Origin of the sequence: Rhizobium sp. SU303, from assembly GCF_021052345.1 — a bacterium.
GTDB lineage: Bacteria > Pseudomonadota > Alphaproteobacteria > Rhizobiales > Rhizobiaceae > Rhizobium > Rhizobium laguerreae.
The window spans coordinates 1,980,910-2,000,710 of sequence record NZ_CP088095.1; the positions used below are offsets into that span (position 1 = coordinate 1,980,910).

Here is a 19,801-nt window from a genome sequence, read left to right on the forward strand (position 1 = left end):
GGCAGGAAACACATGGCTGAATCCTACGACGTCATCATTATCGGCTCCGGCCCCGGCGGCTATGTCGCCGCCATCCGCGCCAGCCAGCTCGGCCTCAAGACTGCGATCGTCGAGCGCGAGCATATGGGCGGCATCTGCCTGAACTGGGGCTGCATCCCGACCAAGGCGCTGCTGCGCTCGGCCGAGATACTAGACCACTCCAATCACTTCAAGGATTACGGCCTCGTTCTCGAAGGCACGGTCAAGCCGGATGCCAAAGCCGTCGTCGGCCGCTCGCGCGCCGTCTCCGCCCGTCTGAATGCCGGCGTCGGCTTCCTGATGAAGAAGAACAAGATCGACATCATCTGGGGCGAAGCGAAGATCACCAAGGCTTCGACCGGGACCCAGGCGGGCGAGATCGTCGTCGGCAAGTCGTCGAAGCCGGTCGTCGAGCCGCAGCATCCGCTGCCGAAGAACGTCAAGAGCGGCGAGGGCACTTATACCGCCAAGCATATCATCATTGCTACCGGCGCCCGCCCGCGCGCGCTGCCCGGCATCGAGCCGGATGGCAAGCTGATCTGGACCTATTTCGAGGCGCTGAAGCCGGACGTGCTGCCGAAGTCGCTGATCGTCATGGGCTCCGGCGCGATCGGCATCGAATTCGCCAGCTTCTATCGCTCGATGGGCGTCGATGTGACCGTCGTCGAGGTCATGCCGACCATCATGCCGGTCGAGGATGCCGAGATAACGGCGATCGCCCGCAAGCAGCTTGAAAAGCGCGGCCTCAAGATCTTCACCAGCGCCAAGGTCTCGAAGGTCGACAAGGCCACGAACAGCGTTACCGCCCATGTCGAGACGGCCGATGGCAAGGTGCAGCAGATCACTGCCGACCGGCTGATTTCGGCCGTCGGCGTTCAGGGCAATATCGAAAACCTCGGTCTCGAGGCGCTCGGCGTTAAGACCGACCGCGGCTGCGTCGTCATCGACGGCTACGGCAAGACCAATATCGCCGGCATCTATGCGATCGGCGATGTCGCCGGCCCGCCGATGCTGGCGCACAAGGCAGAACATGAGGGCGTCGTCTGCGTCGAAAAGATTGCAGGCCTGCCGAATGTCCATCCGACCGACAAGGGCAAGGTCCCGGGCTGCACCTATTGCAATCCGCAGGTCGCCTCCGTCGGCATCACCGAAGCCAAAGCCAAGGAACTGGGCCGCGACATCCGCGTTGGCCGCTTCTCCTTCGCTGCAAACGGCAAGGCGATCGCGCTCGGCGAAGACCAGGGCATGGTGAAGGTGATCTTCGACAAGAAGACCGGCGAACTGCTCGGCGCCCACATGGTCGGCGCCGAAGTCACCGAGCTCATTCAGGGCTTCGTCGTCGCGATGAACCTCGAAACGACCGAGGAAGAGCTGATGCACACGATCTTCCCGCATCCGACTGTGTCCGAAACGATGAAGGAAGCGGTGCTCGATGCTTACGGCCGTGTGCTGAACGCTTGAGAATTTCCGAAGCTGCCCTTTATCCCGGGGTGGCAAAGCCATCCCCAGGGGTGGAAAAAACGAAAGGAAATCATCATGTCTATGGAGACGCAGGCGTTGCTGGTGTTTTTGCTGATCGGCCTGGTTGCAGGCTTCCTTGCAAGCCTGGTCGTCGGTGGCGGCGGGCTGATAAGATGCCTGCTGAGCGGCATCATCGGCGCCTTCGTCGGCGGCTATCTGTTCAGCACGCTCGGCATTTCGCTGGGCATTGAAAACGCGCTGGTGGTGCAGATCATCCACGCCACCGTCGGCGCCATCATCGTGGTTCTGATCGCGAGAGCGGTCGCTTGAAGCGTAACTGAGGGCCAACTTGAGGGTAGGGGAAGGCATGGAAAGCGTCGGCTGGATTTCGGCAATCATCATCGGCGGGCTTGCGGGCTGGCTCGCTGGCAAGCTGATGGAAGCGCGATACGGGATTTTCCTGAATATCGTGCTCGGCATTGTCGGCTCGGTCGTCGCAAGCGCCATCCTCGCGCAGTTTCATCTCGAGGTGGTCGGCGGGCGGCTCGGCTATTTCGTGACGGGTTTCCTCGGCGCCTGCTTGTTGATATTCCTTGCGCGGCTGGTGCGGCGCTAGATCCGAATGAGATTTGCCGCATAGGGGCGGTAGAAAGCTGAAACTGCAATGGTGACTATCCTCGATACGATCAATCCCGACGCCAAGCGCGTGCGGCATCCGGAGAAGGCGCATCGGCCTGATACGGAAGTCATGCGCAAGCCGGACTGGATTCGCGTCAAGGCGCCGACCTCCAAGGGTTATGCCGAGACGCGCGCGATCGTGAAGGAGCACAAGCTCGTCACCGTCTGCGAGGAGGCCGGCTGCCCGAATATCGGCGAGTGCTGGGACAAGAAGCACGCGACCTTCATGATCATGGGCGAAATCTGTACCCGCGCCTGCGCCTTCTGCAATGTCGCCACCGGCAAGCCGAATGCGCTCGACATGGCCGAGCCCGAGAACGTCGCCAAGGCGGTCAAGGAGATGGGCCTATCCCACGTCGTCATCACCTCGGTCGACCGTGACGACCTGGAGGACGGCGGCGCCGAACACTTCGAAAAGGTGATCTGGGCAATCCGTGCGGCCTCACCGATGACGACGATCGAGATCCTGACGCCCGACTTCCTGAAGAAGCCGGGTGCGCTGGAACGCGTCGTCGCCGCCAAGCCCGACGTTTTCAACCACAATATGGAAACGGTGCCCGGCAACTATCTGACCGTTCGCCCCGGCGCCCGTTACTTCCATTCCGTTCGCTTGCTGCAGCGGGTGAAGGAACTCGATCCCACCATGTTCACCAAATCGGGCATCATGGTCGGTCTCGGCGAAGAGCGAAACGAAGTCCTGCAGCTGATGGACGATCTGCGCACCGCCGATGTCGACTTCCTGACGATCGGCCAGTACCTGCAGCCGACCCGCAAGCACCACAAGGTCGAAAGCTTCGTCACACCCGACGAGTTCAAGTCCTACGAGACCGTCGCCTACAGCAAGGGCTTCCTGATGGTCGCCTCGAGCCCGTTGACACGCTCTTCTCACCATGCCGGCGACGACTTTGCCCGGCTAAGAGCGGCGCGCGAGAAGAAGCTATTGATGGCGGCCGAGTAAGAGCCGGCATTTGCTTTTTGTGTCGGCCGCGGCGATTTTCGCCGCGGTTTTTCTTTGGGCAGTCGATGGGGATGTCTTATCAGGATCTCACGGCTCTGGTCGAAGTGTAACCCGCAAGAGTCGCCGGAAGATGGCCCAAATCCCGGAACTCTAGTTATCCCACTACCCGCTCATCAATGAAGACCGGCTCCCGTTTAAGGCTGGATCAACACTCCGTTTCAGCAGCCATAGAATTGAGTTTCTGTTGCCATTCGATTTTGCGCGCTACACGAAGCCGACCGTATCCTGGCGAGCGGCTGTCCCGGCAGCGGCAAGAGCACGCTTGCAAAGCGGCTCCCGCGAGCGAGCGGCCTTCGCTACGTCTCCATCAAATCAAAAATGCAACTGCAATGTAGCTCAGGGCCGGCGGATCGCCCATTGCAGCGCGGGGTAGCTGCCGATCATCTCGAACGCGCCAGCGCCGACTGCTTCGCGAACGGCGACCGCGACGCCGCTATGGGTATGATCGAGAGCGTCATGCCAATCGTCGCCGGCGATGATACCGCTCGATTTGACTTTACGCCGCAGCACTTTGAGCTCCTCGGCCGTGCCATCATAGGAGTGCGAAGAATCCAGATAGACCCAGTCGAGATGGTCGTCAGGAAGTTGCTCAAGGAAAGGCACGGAATAGTCGACATGGACCGATACGTTTGCGCCTTGCGCAGACCTTTTGATACGTCGCGAGGCCACATGGTGGGCGCGGCTCGTCGATAGCCGGCCATTGGCGGTATAGATGCCCCAGTCCGGATAAAAATTTCCGAAAATCAACCACCAAGGGTCGACGAAATAGGCGGACTTCGGTTTGGCCCGGTCAAGCAGAATGGTCGAGAACAATCCGGTGAACACGCCAAACTCTGCGCCGACACCACCCTTGGGGAACAGATCACAGAGGAATTGCCGGCTCCTCAATCGGTGGTCGGACAAAAACTCAGCCTGTAAAAATTTCGAGTCTAACGGTATGCTCCCGGCCGAAAGTATATCTTGTGCGTTTCTGATAAAATGCTCTGTCAGGAAGCTCATTCGTGCCACACCTATAATTTTCGGCAATGTATATGTTGTGAATATTGGGCAGGCAAGCGATATTATTATACGGGTTCTAGAGTATGTATAATTATACTATTTCAATAAATTGAGTATAGACGGCATATAAAGAGCATTGTATAGGATACTCATTTTATTTCTATTTGCTCACCATGGCGAGTGAGACGCAACAGCCTTCGGATCATATTTGATACGGCATGTTGCGTGGTCAGCTTCGAAAATATCATCGCCATCCGGATCCTCGAAGAACGTTGGATCATGGACGGCACGAACCCGTCTTCCTTGGACATTCGGTTGCCGCGCACTGATTTCGTCGTCTGGGTCCGCATGCCGCGGCTTGTCTGCATCTGGGGCGCAATCAGCCGGTGGGCGAAATGGCTCGGCCGCACTCGTCCCGAAATGGCGCCGGGCAGTATCGAGAAGGTCGATTGGGAATTCCTCCGCTTCATCTGGACCTTCGAGGAGAAATTCGCGCCGCGACTCGTCGCGGGCATCGCCGCACATGGCCCCGAAGTACCGGTTCTTCAGCTAAAATCCCAGGCCCAGATGCGCGAGCTTCTTGATCTTCTCGGCCGGCCCGCTTAAGTGCCGCCTATGCCGCAATTCGAAACGCACCGTCCCGTCCCGCACACGCCCGAGCAGATGTTCGATCTCGTCGCCGATGTCGAGCGTTATCCGGAATTCCTGCCGCTCTGCGAAGCGCTCGCCATCAGGAGCCGCAAGGAGCGCGACGGCAAGATCCTGCTCGTCGCCGACATGACGGTCGGCTACAAGGCGATCCGCGAGACCTTCACGACGCAGGTGCTGCTGAACCGGGCCGAACACGTCATCGAGGTCAAATATATCGATGGCCCGTTCAAATATCTCGACAATCGCTGGCACTTTGCCGAGACGCCATCTGGCGGCTGCACCGTCGATTTCTTCATCGACTACGAGTTCAAGAGCCGCATCCTAGGCGCGTTGATGGGCTCGATGTTCGACCGCGCCTTCCGCATGTTCACCGAAGCCTTCGAGACGCGCGCAAACAGGATCTACACGCCGGCCCGATGAGCGAACCCGCCTCAGGCAGCAAGGAGCGAGCGCACCATCTCCAGCGCCGTCCTGATCGTTGCCAGTCGAACCTCGCTGCGGCCGATATCGCCATAGAGCATTTTCCGATGGATGAGCGTGCCGGCGCGCGACTTGGCGGCGAGATGCACGAGGCCGACCGGTTTTTCCGCCGATCCGCCGCCGGGGCCGGCAATGCCGGTGACGGCAACGGCGATCTCGGCGCGTGAGCGGAAGAGGGCGCCATGCACCATCTGCCGCGCCGTTTCCTCGGAAACCGCCCCGAAACGCGAAAGCGTTTCCGCCTGCACGCCGAGCATCTCCATCTTTGCGCTATTCGTATAGGTGACGAAGCCGCGGTCGACGACGGCGGACGAACCCGAAATCTCCGTCAGCGCCCCGGCGATCAGCCCACCGGTGCAGGATTCGGCGGTCGAGACCATCAGCCCTGCAGCCGTGAAGTCGCGGATGATCGTCTCCGCCGTCGAAACGATATCCTGAGGAAAAAGGCTCATCATTTCCTTCCGCGATAGACGACGGTCGCCGTGGCGATCGCCGCGATGCCTTCACGCCGGCCGACGAAGCCGATCGTCTCGTTGGTCGTCGCCTTGACCGAGCAACGCTCGATATCGATGCCGAGATAGTCCGATAGTTTCGCCCGCATGGCGTCGCGATGTGGGCCGACCTTTGGCGCCTCGGCGATCAGCGAGACGTCGGCATTCATGATCGTGCCGCCGCGCTCGCGCACGATCCGGGCGGCATGCTCGATGAAGATTCGCGAGGCTGCCCCCTTCCATTGCGGGTCGGATGGCGGGAAATGATCGCCGATATCGCCGGCGCCGCAGGTGGCGAGCAGCGCGTCCGTCAGCGCATGCAGCGCAACGTCGGCATCCGAGTGACCTTTCAGCTTCTGGTCATGCGGAATGAACACGCCGCAGAGCGTCACGCCATCGCCCGCTACGAGTTGGTGTACGTCGTAGCCGTTGCCGGTGCGCACGTCAGGGAGCAGCGAAGACGACAGCTTGCCGTCGGCCATGGCGATATCGTCTTTGACTGTCAGCTTGACGTTGTCGGCCGTGCCCTCGACGATCGTCACCGGAATGCCTAGCCATTCGGCGATCGAGGCATCGTCGGTGAAATCGCTTCGTCCGCTTGCGGCCGCCTTCTCATGCGCCTCGAGGATCGTTTCGAAGGCGAAAGATTGCGGCGTCTGCGCCGCGTAGAGATGCTCGCGTGAAACCGTTGTCAGCACTGTGCCGGCGCTGTCGGCGCGTTTCAGCGTATCGGTGACCGGGATCGCCGGCAGCACCGCCTGTGCGCCGGCGTCAAGGCTCTTGGCGATGCGGTCCAGAAGCGCATGATCGAAGAACGGCCGCACGGCATCGTGGATCAGAACATGGCTGATTTGCTTGTCCTTGAGGTATCTGAGGCCGGCAAGCACGGATTGCTGCCTTGTGGTGCCCCCATGCACCGTTTCGATCGGCGTTGCCGAGATGATATGGCGGAAGGCTCTCGCATACAGCGCCTCGTCATCGGGATGAATGACGACGACGATCTCAGTTGCTGCTTCCCATGTCATGAAGTTTTCAAGCGTATGCACGATAACCGGCTTGCCGCCGATCATGCGATACTGCTTGGGGCCTTCCTTGGAGGATCCTGCGCGCTCGCCGCGGCCAGCCGCCACGATGACAATTCCAGCGGATATCGGTTGCTTAGAAGGCATTTGCAGCATAAATCCCCTAAAATATGCGGAATTGACCCGAGTGCTCTAACGTCTTGCTTTGGCCTTTTCCAGCATCTGCCCGAAAAATATCAATTCCCCTCTCAGCCCCCTTGGCAAGTCAGGGAATAATGGCTAAAAATAATGCAGTTCTATTGTGTGCCCGAAAGATAATCATTTGATTTCCCAGGACCTCGCAGCGCCTTTTCGAATCGGACCCGTGTCCGTGCGGAACCGCGCTGTGCTGGCGCCGATGTCCGGCGTCACGGATATGCCCTTCCGCGAGCTTGCATGGCGCTTCGGCGCCGGCCTCGTCGTCACCGAGATGGTGGCGAGCCGCGAACTGGTCAATGACACGGCCGAATCCTGGTCGCGGCTCAGTGCTGCGGGCTTCCGGCCGCATATGGTGCAGCTTGCCGGGCGCGAGGCGCACTGGATGGCGGAGGCGGCCAAGATCGCCGCCGATCACGGCGCCGATATCATCGACATCAACATGGGTTGCCCAGCAAAGAAGGTTATCGGCGGTTATTCGGGTTCTGCGCTGATGCGTGATCCCGATCACGCGCTCGGCCTCATCGAGGCGACGGTCAAGGCGGTCGACATTCCGGTGACGCTGAAGATGCGCCTTGGCTGGGATGAGAATTCGATCAACGCGCCTGATATCGCCCGCCGCGCCGAGGCGGCCGGCATCCAGCTTGTGACCATTCATGGGCGCACCCGCATGCAATTCTATGAAGGCCGCGCCGATTGGGATGCGATTCGCGCCGTCCGCGAGGTGATCTCCATTCCGCTGATCGCCAACGGCGATGTCGAAACCGCGGGCGATGCGCAGGAAATATTGCGCCGATCCGGCGCCGATGCCGTGATGATCGGCAGGGGCTGCCAGGGCAGGCCGTGGCATGCCGGCGTCATATCAGGTGCGCCCCCACCGCAATCCCCGGAGATCGCCGAGATCGCCGTCGAGCACTACCGGATGATGCTGGATTTCTACGGCGAAGCGGTGGCGATCCGCCACGCCCGCAAGCACCTTGGCTGGTATCTCCAGCGTTTCGCGCCTGATCTGTCAGGCGCTGAAAAGGCGGAGATCATGACCTCGCGCGATCCGCGCGAAGTGGCCGCGCGCCTTTACGATGCGCTGGCTGTGAATATTGTCGACAGCCGGGAGGCGGCATGATGAAGGATATGACATCTCCGTCCGATCATGCCGGCGGGACCGTCGCCATGGCCGTGCTGAACGCCATCCAGAACCCCGTCGTCATGGTCGACGAATCCGGCTTCGTCGTTTTCGCCAATTGGGAGGCGGAGGCCTTCTTCGGCGCCAGCGCCTCGCATCTGGCGCGTTACCGCATCTCGACCTTCATTCCCTTCGGCAGCCCGCTGCTCGCCCTGATCGACCAGGTGCGCGAGCGCAAGGCGCCGGTCAACGAATATCGCGTCGACCTGAGTTCGCCCCGCCTCGGCCAGGACAAGCTCGTCGATCTCTACGTCGCCCCTGTGCTCAGCGAGCCCGGCGCCGTCGTCATCGTCTTTCAGGAACGGTCGATGGCCGACAAGATCGACCGACAGCTGACGCATCGCGCCGCCGCCCGCTCGGTGACCGGCCTTGCCTCGATGCTGGCGCATGAGATCAAGAATCCGCTCTCCGGCATCCGGGGTGCTGCCCAGCTGCTCGAACAATCTGCGGACGACGACGATCGGGCGCTGACCCGGCTGATCTGCGACGAGACCGATCGCATCGTCTCGCTGGTCGACCGCATGGAAGTCTTTTCCGACGAACGCCCTGTCGACCGCATGCCGGTCAATATCCATTCCGTCCTCGATCATGTGAAGGCCGTCGCCAAGGCGGGTTTTGCCCGCAACATCCGCGTCACCGAGAGTTACGATCCGTCGCTGCCGGCCGTCTATGCCAATCGCGACCAGCTCGTCCAGGTCTTCCTCAATCTGGTGAAGAACGCCGCCGAAGCGGTCGGCGATCGGCCGGACGGCGAAATCATGCTGACCACGGCCTATCGCCCTGGCATCCGTCTTTCGGTCGCCGGCACGCGCGAAAAGATCTCGCTGCCGCTGGAATTCTGCGTCCACGACAACGGCCCCGGCGTCCCCCTCGATCTGTTGCCGCATCTCTTCGATCCCTTCATCACCACCAAGCCGAACGGCAGCGGCCTCGGCCTGGCGCTGGTCGCTAAGATCATCGGCGATCACGGCGGCATCATCGAATGCGACAGCCAGAACAGCCGCACGACATTCCGCGTTCTCATGCCGGCGTCGAAGGACGCCTCGCTTGAAGACGCCTCTATAGCAAGCTCGACAGGACCTTCTCGATGACAGCCACGATCCTCGTTGCAGATGATGATGCGGCCATCCGGACCGTGCTCAACCAGGCTTTGAGCCGCGCCGGCTATGACGTCCGCATCACCTCCAACGCCGCTACCCTCTGGCGCTGGATTTCGGCAGGCGAGGGCGATCTGGTCGTCACCGATGTGGTGATGCCCGACGAGAACGCCTTTGATCTGCTGCCGCGCATCAAGAAGGCGCGGCCCGACCTGCCGGTCCTCGTCATGAGCGCCCAGAACACCTTCATGACCGCCATCAAGGCCTCGGAGAAAGGCGCTTACGATTATCTGCCGAAACCCTTCGACCTCACCGAGCTGATCGGCATCATCGGCCGTGCGCTGGCCGAGCCGAAGCGCAAGCCCGCCAAGCTCGAAGACGACATGCAGGACGGCATGCCGCTCGTCGGCCGGTCGGCGGCGATGCAGGAAATCTACCGTGTGCTCGCCCGCCTGATGCAGACGGACCTGACGCTGATGATCACCGGCGAATCCGGCACCGGCAAGGAACTCGTCGCCCGCGCGCTGCATGATTACGGCAAGCGCCGCAACGGCCCGTTCGTCGCAATCAACATGGCGGCGATCCCGCGCGACCTGATCGAATCAGAACTCTTCGGCCATGAGAAGGGCGCCTTCACCGGTGCGCAGACCCGCTCGACCGGCCGCTTCGAGCAGGCCGAAGGCGGCACGCTCTTCCTCGACGAGATCGGCGACATGCCGATGGATGCCCAGACGCGGCTCTTACGCGTCCTGCAGCAGGGCGAATACACCACCGTCGGCGGCCGCACGCCGATCCGCACCGACGTGCGCATCGTTGCCGCCACCAACAAGGACCTGAAGCAGGCGATCAACCAGGGCCTCTTCCGCGAAGATCTCTATTACCGCCTCAATGTCGTGCCGCTGCGCCTGCCGCCGCTGCGCGATCGCGCCGAGGACATTCCCGATCTGGTGCGCCATTTCATCCAGCAGGCCGAAAAGGAAGGTCTTGGCTCCAAGCGTTTCGATCAGGAAGCGCTCGAACTGATGAAGGCCTATGCCTGGCCGGGCAACGTCCGCGAGCTGGAAAACCTCATCCGCCGCCTGATGGCGCTCTATCCGCAGGAAGTGATCACCCGCGAGATCATCGACGCTGAATTGCGTTCCGACGTGCCCGACAGCCCGATCGACAAGGGGCCGATGCGCAGCGGCTCGATGACGATCGCGCAAGCCGTCGAAGAGAACATGCGCAGCTATTTCGCAGGCTTCGGCGACAATCTGCCGCCGCCCGGCCTCTATGATCGCGTGCTGACGGAAATGGAATATCCGCTGATCCTCGCCGCCCTGACGGCGACACGCGGCAACCAGATCAAGGCGGCCGATCTTCTCGGTCTCAACCGCAACACCTTGCGCAAGAAGATCAGGGAACTTGGGGTCTCGGTCTACAGGAGTTCCCGCACCGCCTGAGCCTGCTCGGGGGCGCGATAAAAAGAAGGCGGCGGGCCCTCATGTTTGCCCACCGCCCACCCCTCCCGGCGTCCGCCGCCACGGTCGGGAGGAGAGATGAGCCTATCTGAGCCAGGCCATGGTTTATATCCAAGCAGACAAACAAAGATGCGGTGTCATTCGACAGTCACATAAGCATTTGTGAGGAGTGTTTTGTCGAGAGGCGAATGTCATTGAAGTTGCTGCGATCATCGTCGCCGTGCCTGTGGATGAGCTGTGGATATCCGGTGGACGACAGGATCAATCAGCGGGCGATAATGTCGCAGATGCCAATCGCATGTTGCCTATCCGTTCCGAATCTCGTCATTCTGCCGTTGCTGCTGTCGACCTCCGCCGCAAACGTCGTCGATTGCATGCCACGGGCGCTCCGGCTGATGTCGTGGAGCGCCCTTTTCTTTACGGTCGGGGCTGACGCGGACTGCGACATCGTGTTTTGGTCAACTTGGCCGGCTGAGCCTCGCATATCGTTACGCATGCCATAGATTACGCCAATCGGTCGTCGATCAATCGGGCGACGCCGACCCCGGTGACAGGCCGGCACATGTTCATAATTTGCGGGAGTTGCATGATGGAATATCGACGTTTGGGAAAGTCGGGTCTGCAAGTGAGCGAGTTCTCCTTCGGCTCATGGGTGACATTCGGCAAGCAGGTCGATGGAGGCGACGCCGTCGACCTCATGAAGCTTGCCTATGACAACGGGGTGAACTTCTTCGACAATGCCGAGGGATATGAGAGCGGCAAGTCCGAAATCGTGATGGGCGAGGCGCTCAGCAGGCTCGGCTGGAGCCGCGACAGCTTCGTCGTCTCCAGCAAGGTCTTCTGGGGAGGCCAGAAGCCGACGCAGCGCGGCCTGTCGCGCAAGCATGTGACCGACGCCTGCCACGCAGCGCTCAAGCGGCTTCAGGTCGACTACCTCGACCTTTATTTCTGCCACCGCCCGGATATCGACACACCGATCGAGGAAACGGTCCGGGCGATGCACGATCTCGTCGCCCAGGGCAAGGTGCTCTATTGGGGCACGTCGGAATGGTCCGCGCAGCAATTGACGGAAGCCTATGCCGTTGCCCGGGACTTGCGCATGACGCCGCCGACCATGGAGCAGCCGCAGTACAACATCTTTGAACGCCAGAAGGTCGAATCTGACTATCTGCCGCTCTACGACCTGATCGGCCTTGGCACCACGATCTGGTCACCGCTCGCCTCGGGCGTCCTGACCGGCAAATACAATAATGGTGTGCCGGCCGACAGCCGTATGAATCTGCCGGGCTATGAATGGCTGAAGGAAAAGTGGTCCAGTGATGCCGGCCGCGCCCAGCTCAAACAAGTTGGCGAGCTGGCAAAGCTCGCCGACGAGATCGACCTATCGATCACGCATCTCGCCCTTTTGTGGTGCCTCGCCAACCGCAACGTCTCGACCGTCATTCTTGGAGCCTCGCGCGCCAGCCAGCTGCAGGACAATCTTGCGGCCCTCTCACACCGAGATAAGATGACGTCTGACGTGCTGGAGCGGATCGACACGATCGTCGGAAACAAACCCGAAGGGCCACGGCGCTTCTAGAGAAAACAAACCTTCCTCGGCGGGTCAGATTAAGGCTTTCGAGAGAGGCACGGCTTGACAATGTGACGAGGCGCGTTGCATTTTCGCCACAATGCGTTGCTTAAAGGTCACGCAAGGGTTTTGGAAATTCGCTCCCGATCGAGTCGTTGCAGCGCTGGCTTTTTTAAGCCGGCGTTGCTTGGTTTTCGATCGGATGGCGAGGGCGGCGGGTGCCGTCTGAAGAGAGGCCGAATGACGCAGGATGGGGTATCGCCGGCGGCAGGCGAGACGGTGACGACGGTGACCGACCGCCGCGCCCTTTTTGCCGTGCCCGGCCTGGTGCTCGCCGGCGGCGCGCTTCTCTGCGCCACGGCCACGCTTTTCGTGCTGCTCGGCCTGACGCCGATCGCCCCGACGTCCCATGTCGTCATCACCTCGGTGATCGTCAATTCCTTCTTTGTCCTGACGCTGCTCGCCTTGATCGGGCGTGAGGTGGCAAGGCTGCTCAAGGCGCGCACTCGCGGCCGTGCGGCAGCCCGCCTGCACATCCGCATCGTCGTGCTCTTCTCGATCGTCGCGATCACGCCGGCGATCCTCGTCGCCATCTTCGCCAGTATCACGCTGAATGCCGGTCTCGACCGCTGGTTTGCTCTGCGCACCCAGTCGATTGTCAGCTCGTCGCGCAATATCGGCCAGGCTTACATGATGGAGAATGCCAGCTATCTGCAGGGGCAGACGGTCTCCATGGCCAACGACCTGGAGCGCAACCGCGCACTCTATAGCCTCGACAGGACCGGCTTTGCCGATCTGATGACCCGCCAGGCGAGGGGCCGCGGCCTGCTTGGTGCCTTCCTCGTCGAGCGCGACGGCTCGGTGATCGTCCAGGCCGATATAGCCACTGAAAAGCCGCTGCCGGCCATTCCGCAGGACGCGCTGGAAAAGGCGGCTGCCGGCCAGCCGACGCTGATCCCGCCGGGCGTCACTAACCTCGTCGGCGCCATTATCAAGCTCGATGCCATCCAGGGCACCTTCCTTTACACGGTGCGCGCCGTCGATCCCAAGGTCATGGGCGCTATGCGCATGATGGAGGAGAACGCCACCGAATACCGCTCGATGGAGGCCAATCGCTTCTCGCTGCAGGTCGCCTTTGCCGTGCTCTATATCGGCTTCGCGCTAATCGTATTGCTGGCGGCGATCTGGACCGCAATCGCCGTCGCCGACCGCATCGTCCGGCCGATCCGCCTGCTGATCACGGCGGCCGACAGCGTTGCATCGGGCAATATGGATATCGTTGTGCCGGTGCATGCCGTCGACGGCGACGTCGCCAATCTGTCGCGCACCTTCAACAAGATGATCTCGGAAATCCGCACCCAGCGCGACGAGATCCTCGAGGCCAAGGACGAGGTCGACGACCGCCGCCGGTTCATCGAGGCGGTGTTATCGGGTGTCACTGCCGCCGTCATCGGCGTCGAGCAGGACCGCCGCATCGCCATCGTCAACAGCTCGGCCGAGACGCTGATGTCGCTGTCGGCCGACGAGATGCTCGGAAAGCAGCTGGTCGACATCGCGCCGGAGGTCGATCACGTGCTGACCGAGGCGGCGGTGCGTCATCGCGGCGACTTCCGCAAGCAGATCGCGCTGGTGCGCGGCGGCACTGTGAGGACACTGAGCGTGCAGGTGACCCGCGAGGAAGTGCGCGACATGAGCGAGTCCTACGTGATCACGCTTGACGACATCACTGATCTCGTCATCGCCCAGCGCTCGACCGCCTGGGGCGACGTGGCAAGGCGCATCGCTCATGAGATCAAGAACCCGCTGACGCCGATCCAGCTGTCCGCCGAGCGCATCCAGCGCCGCTACGGCAAGCAGATCGACCCGGATGACCGGACGGTCTTCGACCAGTGCACGGATACGATCATCCGCCAGGTCGGCGATATCGGCCGCATGGTCGACGAATTCTCCGCTTTCGCCCGCATGCCGAAGCCGACCAAGGAGCCGAGCGACCTGCGCAATATTCTGCGCGACGCGATCTTCCTACGCGAAATGGGCAACCATCACGTCACCTTCGAGCAGGATTTCGGCGACCAGCCGCTGGAGGGTCTGTTCGACAGCCGCATGCTCGGCCAGGCTTTCGGAAATCTCATCAAGAATGCCGTCGAATCGATCGAGGCCGTTCCGAGCGACGAGCGGGACGAACGCAAGGTTCTCGTCCGCGCCGCACTCGATACCGGCCGCGATCGCTTCACCGTCGACGTGATCGACAATGGCCGCGGCCTGCCGGTGGAGAACCGTCACAGCATTCTGGAACCCTATATGACGATGCGCGAGAAGGGCACCGGCCTCGGCCTCGCCATCGTCAAGAAGATCATCGAGGAACATGGCGGGCAGCTCGAGCTGCATGATGCGCCCGCCGATTTTGACCGGGGAAGAGGGGCCATGATCCGCGTGCATCTGCCACGCCTGGATCCGACGCCTGCTGCTCCCGCAGCCAATGACAAGGAAAGCGTTTATGGCCTCTGATATTCTCGTCGTCGACGATGAGCACGATATTCGCGAGATCGTTTCCGGCATTCTCTCCGACGAAGGGCACGAGACGCGCACGGCTCATGACAGCGACAGCGCGCTGGCGGCGATTTCCGATCGCGTGCCGCGGCTGATCTTCCTCGATATCTGGATGCAGGGCAGCAAGCTCGATGGTCTGTCGCTGCTCGACGAGATCAAGACCCGCCATCCGGAACTGCCCGTGGTGATGATATCAGGCCATGGCAACATCGAGACCGCCGTCTCGGCGATCAAGCGTGGCGCCTTCGATTTCATCGAAAAGCCCTTCAAGGCCGACCGGCTGATCCTGATCGCCGAACGCGCGCTGGAGAATTCCAAGCTGAAGCGCGAGGTCTCCGATCTGAAGCGCCGCACCGGCGACGCGCTGGAGCTGATCGGCACCTCGGTTGCCGTTTCGCAGCTGCGCCAGACGATCGAGAAGGTTGCACCGACCAACAGCCGCATCATGATCCTCGGCGCGTCGGGTTCCGGCAAGGAGCTGGTGGCGCGGATGATCCATAAGAAGTCGGCTCGCGCCAACGGCCCCTTCGTTGCGATCAACGCCGCCAATATCACGCCCGACCGCATGGAAGTGGCGCTGTTCGGCACCGAGGGCACGCCCGGCCAGGCGCGCAAGATCGGCGCGCTCGAGGAAGCCCATCGCGGCATCCTCTATCTCGACGAAGTCGGCGAAATGCCGCGCGAGACGCAGAACAAGATCCTGCGCGTGCTGGTCGATCAGCAGTTCGAGCGGGTCGGCGGTTCCAAGCGCGTCAAGGTCGATGTCCGCATCATCTCCTCGACCGCCTACAATCTCGAGAGCCGCATCGCCGAGGGATGGTTCCGCGAAGATCTCTATCACCGCCTCGCTGTCGTGCCGGTGCGTGTGCCGGCACTTGCCGAACGGCGCGAGGACATTCCCTTCCTCGTCGACCAACTGATGCGCCAGATATCCGAGCAGGCCGGCATCCGTCCGCGCCGTATCGGCGACGACGCCATGGCCGTGCTGCAGGCGCATGACTGGCCCGGCAACATCCGCCAGTTGCGCAACAATATCGAGCGGCTGATGATCCTTGCCCGCACCGACGGCCCCGATGCGCCGATCACCGCCGACATGCTGCCGACCGATCTCGGCGACATGCTGCCCAAGGTGTCCGCCAAGAACGACTATCACATCATGACGCTGCCGCTGCGCGAAGCCCGCGAGATGTTCGAGAAGGATTATCTGATCGCCCAGATCAACCGCTTCGGCGGCAATATCTCGCGCACCGCGGAATTCGTCGGCATGGAGCGTTCGGCGCTTCACCGCAAGCTGAAGTCGCTCGGAGTCTGATCGTTTCCGGCGCGGCCGACGCCGCGCCGCGTCCCATATTGCTTCCCGGAAGACCAGGTTTCCCATGCCGAGAATTGCCTATGTGAATGGCCGTTACGTCAAGCATTCCGATGCCAGTGTGCATATCGAGGATCGCGGCTACCAGTTTGCCGATGGCGTCTACGAGGTCTGCGAAGTGCGCCACGGCTATATCGTCGACCTCACGCGCCATCTGAACCGTCTCGACCGATCGCTTAGCGAGTTGCGCATCGCCTGGCCGATGGGCCGGGCGGCGCTGACGCAGGTCATTCGCGAGACGCTGCGCCGCAACCATGTCCGCAACGGGCTTTTCTACATGCAGGTGACGCGCGGCGTCGCCCGCCGCGATCATGTCTTCCCGGCCGAGGGGACGCCGCCCTCGCTTGTCATTACCGCCAAGAGCACCGATGCCAGGATCATCGCTGCCAAGAACGCTAACGGCATCAAGGCGATCACCCTTGTCGACAATCGCTGGGATCGCGTCGACATCAAGTCCATCGGCCTGCTGCCGAATGCCATGGCCCGCCAGCAGGCGAAGGAGGCCAGCGCCCAGGAAGCGATCTATGTCGACGGCGACGGCATGGTGAAGGAAGGGGCGGCGACCAATGTCTGGATCGTCGATCCGGACGGAACGCTGGTCACGCGACCGGCCGAACACGGCATCCTGCGCGGCATTACCCGCACCACTCTGATGGATGTCGGAGCCAAGCTGGGATTGACGATCACCGAGCGGAACTTCTCCGTTTCGGAAATGCTAGCAGCCCGCGAGGTCTTCCTCACTGCAGCCACAAGCATTTGTTTTCCAGTCGTTTCCGTCGATGGCCAGCCCATTGCCAACGGTCATCCAGGCAGCGTTTCGCAGAAAGTCCGCGAGGCCTTTTTCGACGTTGCGGAAAAGATTGCGATTTGATACCAAGATTTGCTGGACAGGTGGAATGAGGATGCCACCGGTCTTCGCATGGTGAGGTTGATTGATATTCTACCGGCCAGATCAGGTCGGCAATAAAGAAAGAAGCGGCGCGATGGCGGAACGTTCTCAGAATCTTCAGGACTTATTTCTCAATACTGTTCGCAAGCAAAAGATTTCCCTGACAATCTTTCTGATCAACGGCGTGAAACTCACGGGCGTTGTTACGTCTTTTGACAATTTCTGTGTTCTTCTTCGCCGTGACGGCCACTCGCAGCTCGTGTATAAGCATGCGATATCGACGATCATGCCGGGCCAGCCCATGCAGATGTTCGAGAGCGAAGAAGCCGCGTCCTAACAGGATCAGCCGTCATTTCGACACGCGATACCAAGAACGATTCGATCATCCCTGAGGCCGCCAAGCACAGGGACGACATGCGCGCGACCGTCGTCGTGCCGGTTCTGAAATCGCGCAGTCGCGGCGGCCAGAGCGAATCGGCCTCGACCCGCACGCCGGAAAGCCGGCTCGAAGAGGCGACGGGCCTTGCCCAGGCGATCGATCTCGATGTCGTCAATGGCTCGATCGTCCCGGTCAATGATCCGAGACCGGCCACGCTGCTTGGCACCGGCAAGATCGAGGAGATCAAGGCGCTGCTCGACGAGCGCGATTCCGGTCTCGTCATCGTCGATCATCCGTTGACGCCGGTGCAGCAGCGCAACCTCGAAAAGGAATGGAACGCCAAGGTCATCGACCGGACGGGTCTCATCCTCGAAATCTTCGGCCGCCGCGCCTCCACCAAGGAAGGCACGCTGCAGGTCGACCTCGCCCATCTGAATTATCAGAAGGGCCGCCTGGTCCGAAGCTGGACCCACCTTGAACGCCAGCGCGGCGGTGGCGGCTTCATGGGCGGCCCGGGCGAAACCCAGATCGAAGCCGACCGGCGGATGCTGCAGGACCGCATCATCAAGCTCGAACGCGAGCTGGAGCAAGTTGTGCGCACCCGCCAGCTCCACCGCGCCAAGCGCCGCAAGGTGCCGCACCCGATCGTGGCGTTGGTCGGCTATACCAATGCCGGCAAGTCGACGCTCTTCAACCGCATCACCGGCGCCGGCGTGCTGGCCGAAGACATGCTCTTTGCAACCCTCGACCCGACCCTTCGGCGCATGAAGCTGCCGCACGGCCGCACCGTCATCCTCTCCGACACCGTCGGTTTCATCTCCGACCTGCCGACCCATCTGGTCGCCGCCTTCCGGGCGACGCTGGAAGAGGTGCTGGAAGCCGATCTCATCCTGCATGTCCGCGACATGTCCGATGCCGACAACCAGGCGCAGAGCTCCGACGTGATGCGCATCCTGAACGATCTTGGCATCGACGAGGCCGAAGCCGAAAAACGGCTGATCGAGGTCTGGAACAAGATCGATCGGCTGGAGCCCGAGGTGCACGACACCATGGTGCAGAAATCGGCCGGCGCCAGCAACGTGGTCGCGGTTTCCGCCGTCAGCGGCGAGGGCGTCGACACGCTGATGGAAGAGATCAGCCGCAGACTGTCAGGCGTCATGACCGTAGCAACGATCCGCCTTCCGGTCGACAAGCTGGCGCTGCTGCCCTGGCTTTACGATCACGCGATCGTCGACAGCCGCGAGGATAATGAGGACGGCACGATCACGCTCGATCTGCGCCTCTCCGAAACCGAGGCAACCGAACTCGAACGCCGCATCGGCAACGGACAGAAGTCTTCAAAGGAAGATTGGGAGCGGTAAGGCATTCCCTTCCCCCCGGTGGGAAGGGAGATGTGGCAACGTTCCGCTTACTCAACCCCCGACGTCATAGCTCTTTCAATCGCCTTCGCCGCCTGCCAGATTTCTTCCATGCGTTCGAGAGTGGCTGCCTCCAGCGTCTCGCCCTCTGCTTCAAGAACCTGTTCTATATGGCTGAAGCGACGCCGGAATTTCGTATTCGTGCCACGCAGCGCCTGTTCCGGATCGGCCTTCACATGCCGGCCGATATTGACGACTGCGAAGATCAGGTCGCCGAGTTCGTCGCTGACTTTTGCCTGATCGCCTTCGCGAAGGGCTACCCGCAATTCGCCGATCTCCTCCTCGATCTTGTCGAGGATCGGCTCGGGCGCTGACCAGTCGAAGCCGACCTTGGCGGCGCGTTCCTGCAGCTTCAGCGCTTCCGTCAAAGCCGGGAAGCTGCGCTGCACCGAGCCGAGGAAGCCGCTATTGAAGTCCTCGGTGATGCCACGCGGTGACCGTCGCTCGGCGCGCTCGCGTTTCTCCGCCTGCTTGATCTCGTCCCATTGTCTCTTCACCGCGTCCGGCGTATCCGCCGCCGAGCGGGCAAAGACGTGCGGGTGGCGACGGATCATCTTGGCGGTGATGGCGTTGACCACGTCGCCGAAGGAAAATTCGCCGGCCTCCTCGGCCATGCGTGCGTGAAAGACCACCTGCAGCAGCAGATCGCCCAACTCGTCGCAGAGATCGTCCATGTCGCCACGCTCGATTGCGTCGGAAACCTCATAGGCCTCCTCGATCGTATAGGGCTTGATCGTCTCGAAACTCTGCACGATGTCCCAGGGGCAGCCGGTTTCGGGATGACGCAGCGCCGCCATGATCTCGATCAGCCGCGAAATGTCTTTGGAAGGTTGCATGTTGCCTCGGTTCAGGGGGCTTCAGTTCGATGGCCTC

At 61.5% G+C, this 19,801-nt stretch carries 18 protein-coding genes and 2 pseudogenes; 16 read left to right on the forward strand and 4 right to left on the reverse strand.

Annotation, left to right across the window (positions count from 1 at the left end):
• Positions 1-12 precede the first annotated feature (12 nt).
• The 5 genes and pseudogenes from lpdA to RlegSU303_RS09980 all read left to right on the forward strand — a co-directional run.
• A complete protein-coding gene (gene lpdA, locus RlegSU303_RS09960; RefSeq protein ID WP_017960299.1) occupies positions 13-1,479 on the forward strand; it encodes a dihydrolipoyl dehydrogenase in 1,467 nt (488 codons plus the stop codon).
• Between the two features lie 75 nt (positions 1,480-1,554).
• On the forward strand, positions 1,555-1,809 hold the full coding sequence (locus tag RlegSU303_RS09965; protein ID WP_017960300.1) for a GlsB/YeaQ/YmgE family stress response membrane protein: 255 nt from the start codon (positions 1,555-1,557) through the stop codon (positions 1,807-1,809).
• A gap of 37 nt (positions 1,810-1,846) precedes the next feature.
• Entirely contained in the window at positions 1,847-2,095 is a 249-nt protein-coding gene (locus tag RlegSU303_RS09970; RefSeq protein WP_003539331.1) for a GlsB/YeaQ/YmgE family stress response membrane protein, read from the forward strand.
• A 48-nt stretch (positions 2,096-2,143) separates the two neighbouring features.
• On the forward strand, positions 2,144-3,115 hold the full coding sequence (gene lipA / locus RlegSU303_RS09975) for a lipoyl synthase (protein ID WP_003559117.1): 972 nt from the start codon (positions 2,144-2,146) through the stop codon (positions 3,113-3,115).
• Between the two features lie 249 nt (positions 3,116-3,364).
• Positions 3,365-3,484 (forward strand): annotated as a pseudogene (locus tag RlegSU303_RS09980) (AAA family ATPase); the annotation flags it as partial.
• A 27-nt stretch (positions 3,485-3,511) separates the two neighbouring features.
• Here the strand turns inward: RlegSU303_RS09980 and RlegSU303_RS09985 are convergent.
• Positions 3,512-4,174: a class I SAM-dependent methyltransferase gene (locus RlegSU303_RS09985; RefSeq protein WP_231283777.1), complete on the reverse strand. Its 663-nt coding sequence runs from the start codon at positions 4,172-4,174 to the stop codon at positions 3,512-3,514.
• Positions 4,175-4,402: 228 nt separating this feature from the next.
• Between RlegSU303_RS09985 and RlegSU303_RS09990 the strand changes: the two are divergent.
• Together RlegSU303_RS09990 and RlegSU303_RS09995 are read left to right on the forward strand one after the other, a co-directional pair.
• Positions 4,403-4,780: pseudogene (locus RlegSU303_RS09990) on the forward strand (AAA family ATPase); the annotation flags it as partial.
• Between the two features lie 9 nt (positions 4,781-4,789).
• Positions 4,790-5,245, forward strand: coding sequence for a type II toxin-antitoxin system RatA family toxin (locus RlegSU303_RS09995; protein ID WP_017993995.1), 456 nt, complete (start codon positions 4,790-4,792; stop codon positions 5,243-5,245).
• Between the two features lie 11 nt (positions 5,246-5,256).
• Here RlegSU303_RS09995 and RlegSU303_RS10000 read toward each other — a convergent pair whose 3' ends face one another.
• Both RlegSU303_RS10000 and RlegSU303_RS10005 read right to left on the reverse strand, forming a co-directional pair.
• The gene (locus tag RlegSU303_RS10000) at positions 5,257-5,760 is read right to left on the reverse strand and encodes a CinA family protein (protein ID WP_206121115.1); all 504 of its coding nucleotides are present in this window, start codon (positions 5,758-5,760) and stop codon (positions 5,257-5,259) included.
• On the reverse strand, positions 5,757-6,974 hold the full coding sequence (locus tag RlegSU303_RS10005) for a bifunctional 2-C-methyl-D-erythritol 4-phosphate cytidylyltransferase/2-C-methyl-D-erythritol 2,4-cyclodiphosphate synthase (protein WP_168279545.1): 1,218 nt from the start codon (positions 6,972-6,974) through the stop codon (positions 5,757-5,759). Before RlegSU303_RS10005 ends, RlegSU303_RS10000 begins: the two co-directional genes overlap by 4 nt.
• A gap of 145 nt (positions 6,975-7,119) precedes the next feature.
• Between RlegSU303_RS10005 and dusB the strand changes: the two genes are divergently transcribed.
• The 9 genes from dusB to hflX all read left to right on the forward strand — a co-directional run bounded on the left by dusB (position 7,120) and on the right by hflX (position 18,871).
• Positions 7,120-8,136 carry a tRNA dihydrouridine synthase DusB gene (dusB, locus tag RlegSU303_RS10010; protein ID WP_231283778.1) on the forward strand — a complete coding sequence of 339 codons (1,017 nt, stop codon included), beginning with the start codon at positions 7,120-7,122 and terminating at the stop codon, positions 8,134-8,136.
• Positions 8,133-9,287 carry a two-component system sensor histidine kinase NtrB gene (locus RlegSU303_RS10015; protein ID WP_072638582.1) on the forward strand — a complete coding sequence of 385 codons (1,155 nt, stop codon included), beginning with the start codon at positions 8,133-8,135 and terminating at the stop codon, positions 9,285-9,287. Before dusB ends, RlegSU303_RS10015 begins: the two co-directional genes overlap by 4 nt.
• Positions 9,284-10,735: a nitrogen regulation protein NR(I) gene (ntrC, locus tag RlegSU303_RS10020; protein ID WP_017960308.1), complete on the forward strand. Its 1,452-nt coding sequence runs from the start codon at positions 9,284-9,286 to the stop codon at positions 10,733-10,735. Before RlegSU303_RS10015 ends, ntrC begins: the two co-directional genes overlap by 4 nt.
• A 607-nt stretch (positions 10,736-11,342) precedes the next feature.
• Positions 11,343-12,332: a potassium channel beta subunit family protein gene (locus RlegSU303_RS10025; RefSeq protein ID WP_131622572.1), complete on the forward strand. Its 990-nt coding sequence runs from the start codon at positions 11,343-11,345 to the stop codon at positions 12,330-12,332.
• Positions 12,333-12,563: 231 nt separating this feature from the next.
• Positions 12,564-14,831: a sensor histidine kinase NtrY-like gene (locus RlegSU303_RS10030; RefSeq protein ID WP_131622574.1), complete on the forward strand. Its 2,268-nt coding sequence runs from the start codon at positions 12,564-12,566 to the stop codon at positions 14,829-14,831.
• The gene (ntrX, locus tag RlegSU303_RS10035; protein WP_017960314.1) at positions 14,821-16,185 is read left to right on the forward strand and encodes a nitrogen assimilation response regulator NtrX; all 1,365 of its coding nucleotides are present in this window, start codon (positions 14,821-14,823) and stop codon (positions 16,183-16,185) included. The genes RlegSU303_RS10030 and ntrX overlap by 11 nt, the downstream gene beginning before the upstream one ends.
• A gap of 64 nt (positions 16,186-16,249) precedes the next feature.
• Complete coding sequence (locus RlegSU303_RS10040; protein WP_017960315.1) at positions 16,250-17,113, forward strand: D-amino-acid transaminase; 864 nt, start codon at positions 16,250-16,252, stop codon at positions 17,111-17,113.
• A 112-nt stretch (positions 17,114-17,225) separates the two neighbouring features.
• Entirely contained in the window at positions 17,226-17,468 is a 243-nt protein-coding gene (hfq, locus tag RlegSU303_RS10045) for an RNA chaperone Hfq (protein ID WP_003539403.1), read from the forward strand.
• A 77-nt stretch (positions 17,469-17,545) separates the two neighbouring features.
• Positions 17,546-18,871 (forward strand): GTPase HflX, encoded by a 1,326-nt coding sequence (gene hflX / locus RlegSU303_RS10050; protein WP_017960317.1) that lies wholly within the window; start codon positions 17,546-17,548, stop codon positions 18,869-18,871.
• Between the two features lie 47 nt (positions 18,872-18,918).
• On the opposite strand, the gene mazG is transcribed toward hflX, so the two are convergent.
• On the reverse strand, positions 18,919-19,764 hold the full coding sequence (mazG, locus tag RlegSU303_RS10055; protein ID WP_231283779.1) for a nucleoside triphosphate pyrophosphohydrolase: 846 nt from the start codon (positions 19,762-19,764) through the stop codon (positions 18,919-18,921).
• Positions 19,765-19,801: the final 37 nt, after the last annotated feature.

Bases quoted from the DNA above. Each gene is read 5' to 3' on its own strand.
- lpdA (WP_017960299.1), top strand. From the start codon at position 13: ATGGCTGAATCCTACGACGTCATCATTATCGGCTCCGGCCCCGGCGGC.
- RlegSU303_RS09965 (WP_017960300.1), top strand. From the start codon at position 1,555: ATGTCTATGGAGACGCAGGCGTTGCTGGTGTTTTTGCTGATCGGCCTG.
- RlegSU303_RS09970 (WP_003539331.1), top strand. From the start codon at position 1,847: ATGGAAAGCGTCGGCTGGATTTCGGCAATCATCATCGGCGGGCTTGCG.
- lipA (WP_003559117.1), top strand. From the start codon at position 2,144: ATGGTGACTATCCTCGATACGATCAATCCCGACGCCAAGCGCGTGCGG.
- RlegSU303_RS09985 (WP_231283777.1), bottom strand. From the start codon at position 4,174: ATGAGCTTCCTGACAGAGCATTTTATCAGAAACGCACAAGATATACTT.
- RlegSU303_RS09995 (WP_017993995.1), top strand. From the start codon at position 4,790: ATGCCGCAATTCGAAACGCACCGTCCCGTCCCGCACACGCCCGAGCAG.
- RlegSU303_RS10000 (WP_206121115.1), bottom strand. From the start codon at position 5,760: ATGATGAGCCTTTTTCCTCAGGATATCGTTTCGACGGCGGAGACGATC.
- RlegSU303_RS10005 (WP_168279545.1), bottom strand. From the start codon at position 6,974: ATGCTGCAAATGCCTTCTAAGCAACCGATATCCGCTGGAATTGTCATC.
- RlegSU303_RS10015 (WP_072638582.1), top strand. From the start codon at position 8,133: ATGATGAAGGATATGACATCTCCGTCCGATCATGCCGGCGGGACCGTC.
- ntrC (WP_017960308.1), top strand. From the start codon at position 9,284: ATGACAGCCACGATCCTCGTTGCAGATGATGATGCGGCCATCCGGACC.
- RlegSU303_RS10025 (WP_131622572.1), top strand. From the start codon at position 11,343: ATGGAATATCGACGTTTGGGAAAGTCGGGTCTGCAAGTGAGCGAGTTC.
- RlegSU303_RS10030 (WP_131622574.1), top strand. From the start codon at position 12,564: ATGACGCAGGATGGGGTATCGCCGGCGGCAGGCGAGACGGTGACGACG.
- ntrX (WP_017960314.1), top strand. From the start codon at position 14,821: ATGGCCTCTGATATTCTCGTCGTCGACGATGAGCACGATATTCGCGAG.
- RlegSU303_RS10040 (WP_017960315.1), top strand. From the start codon at position 16,250: ATGCCGAGAATTGCCTATGTGAATGGCCGTTACGTCAAGCATTCCGAT.
- hfq (WP_003539403.1), top strand. From the start codon at position 17,226: ATGGCGGAACGTTCTCAGAATCTTCAGGACTTATTTCTCAATACTGTT.
- hflX (WP_017960317.1), top strand. From the start codon at position 17,546: ATGCGCGCGACCGTCGTCGTGCCGGTTCTGAAATCGCGCAGTCGCGGC.
- mazG (WP_231283779.1), bottom strand. From the start codon at position 19,764: ATGCAACCTTCCAAAGACATTTCGCGGCTGATCGAGATCATGGCGGCG.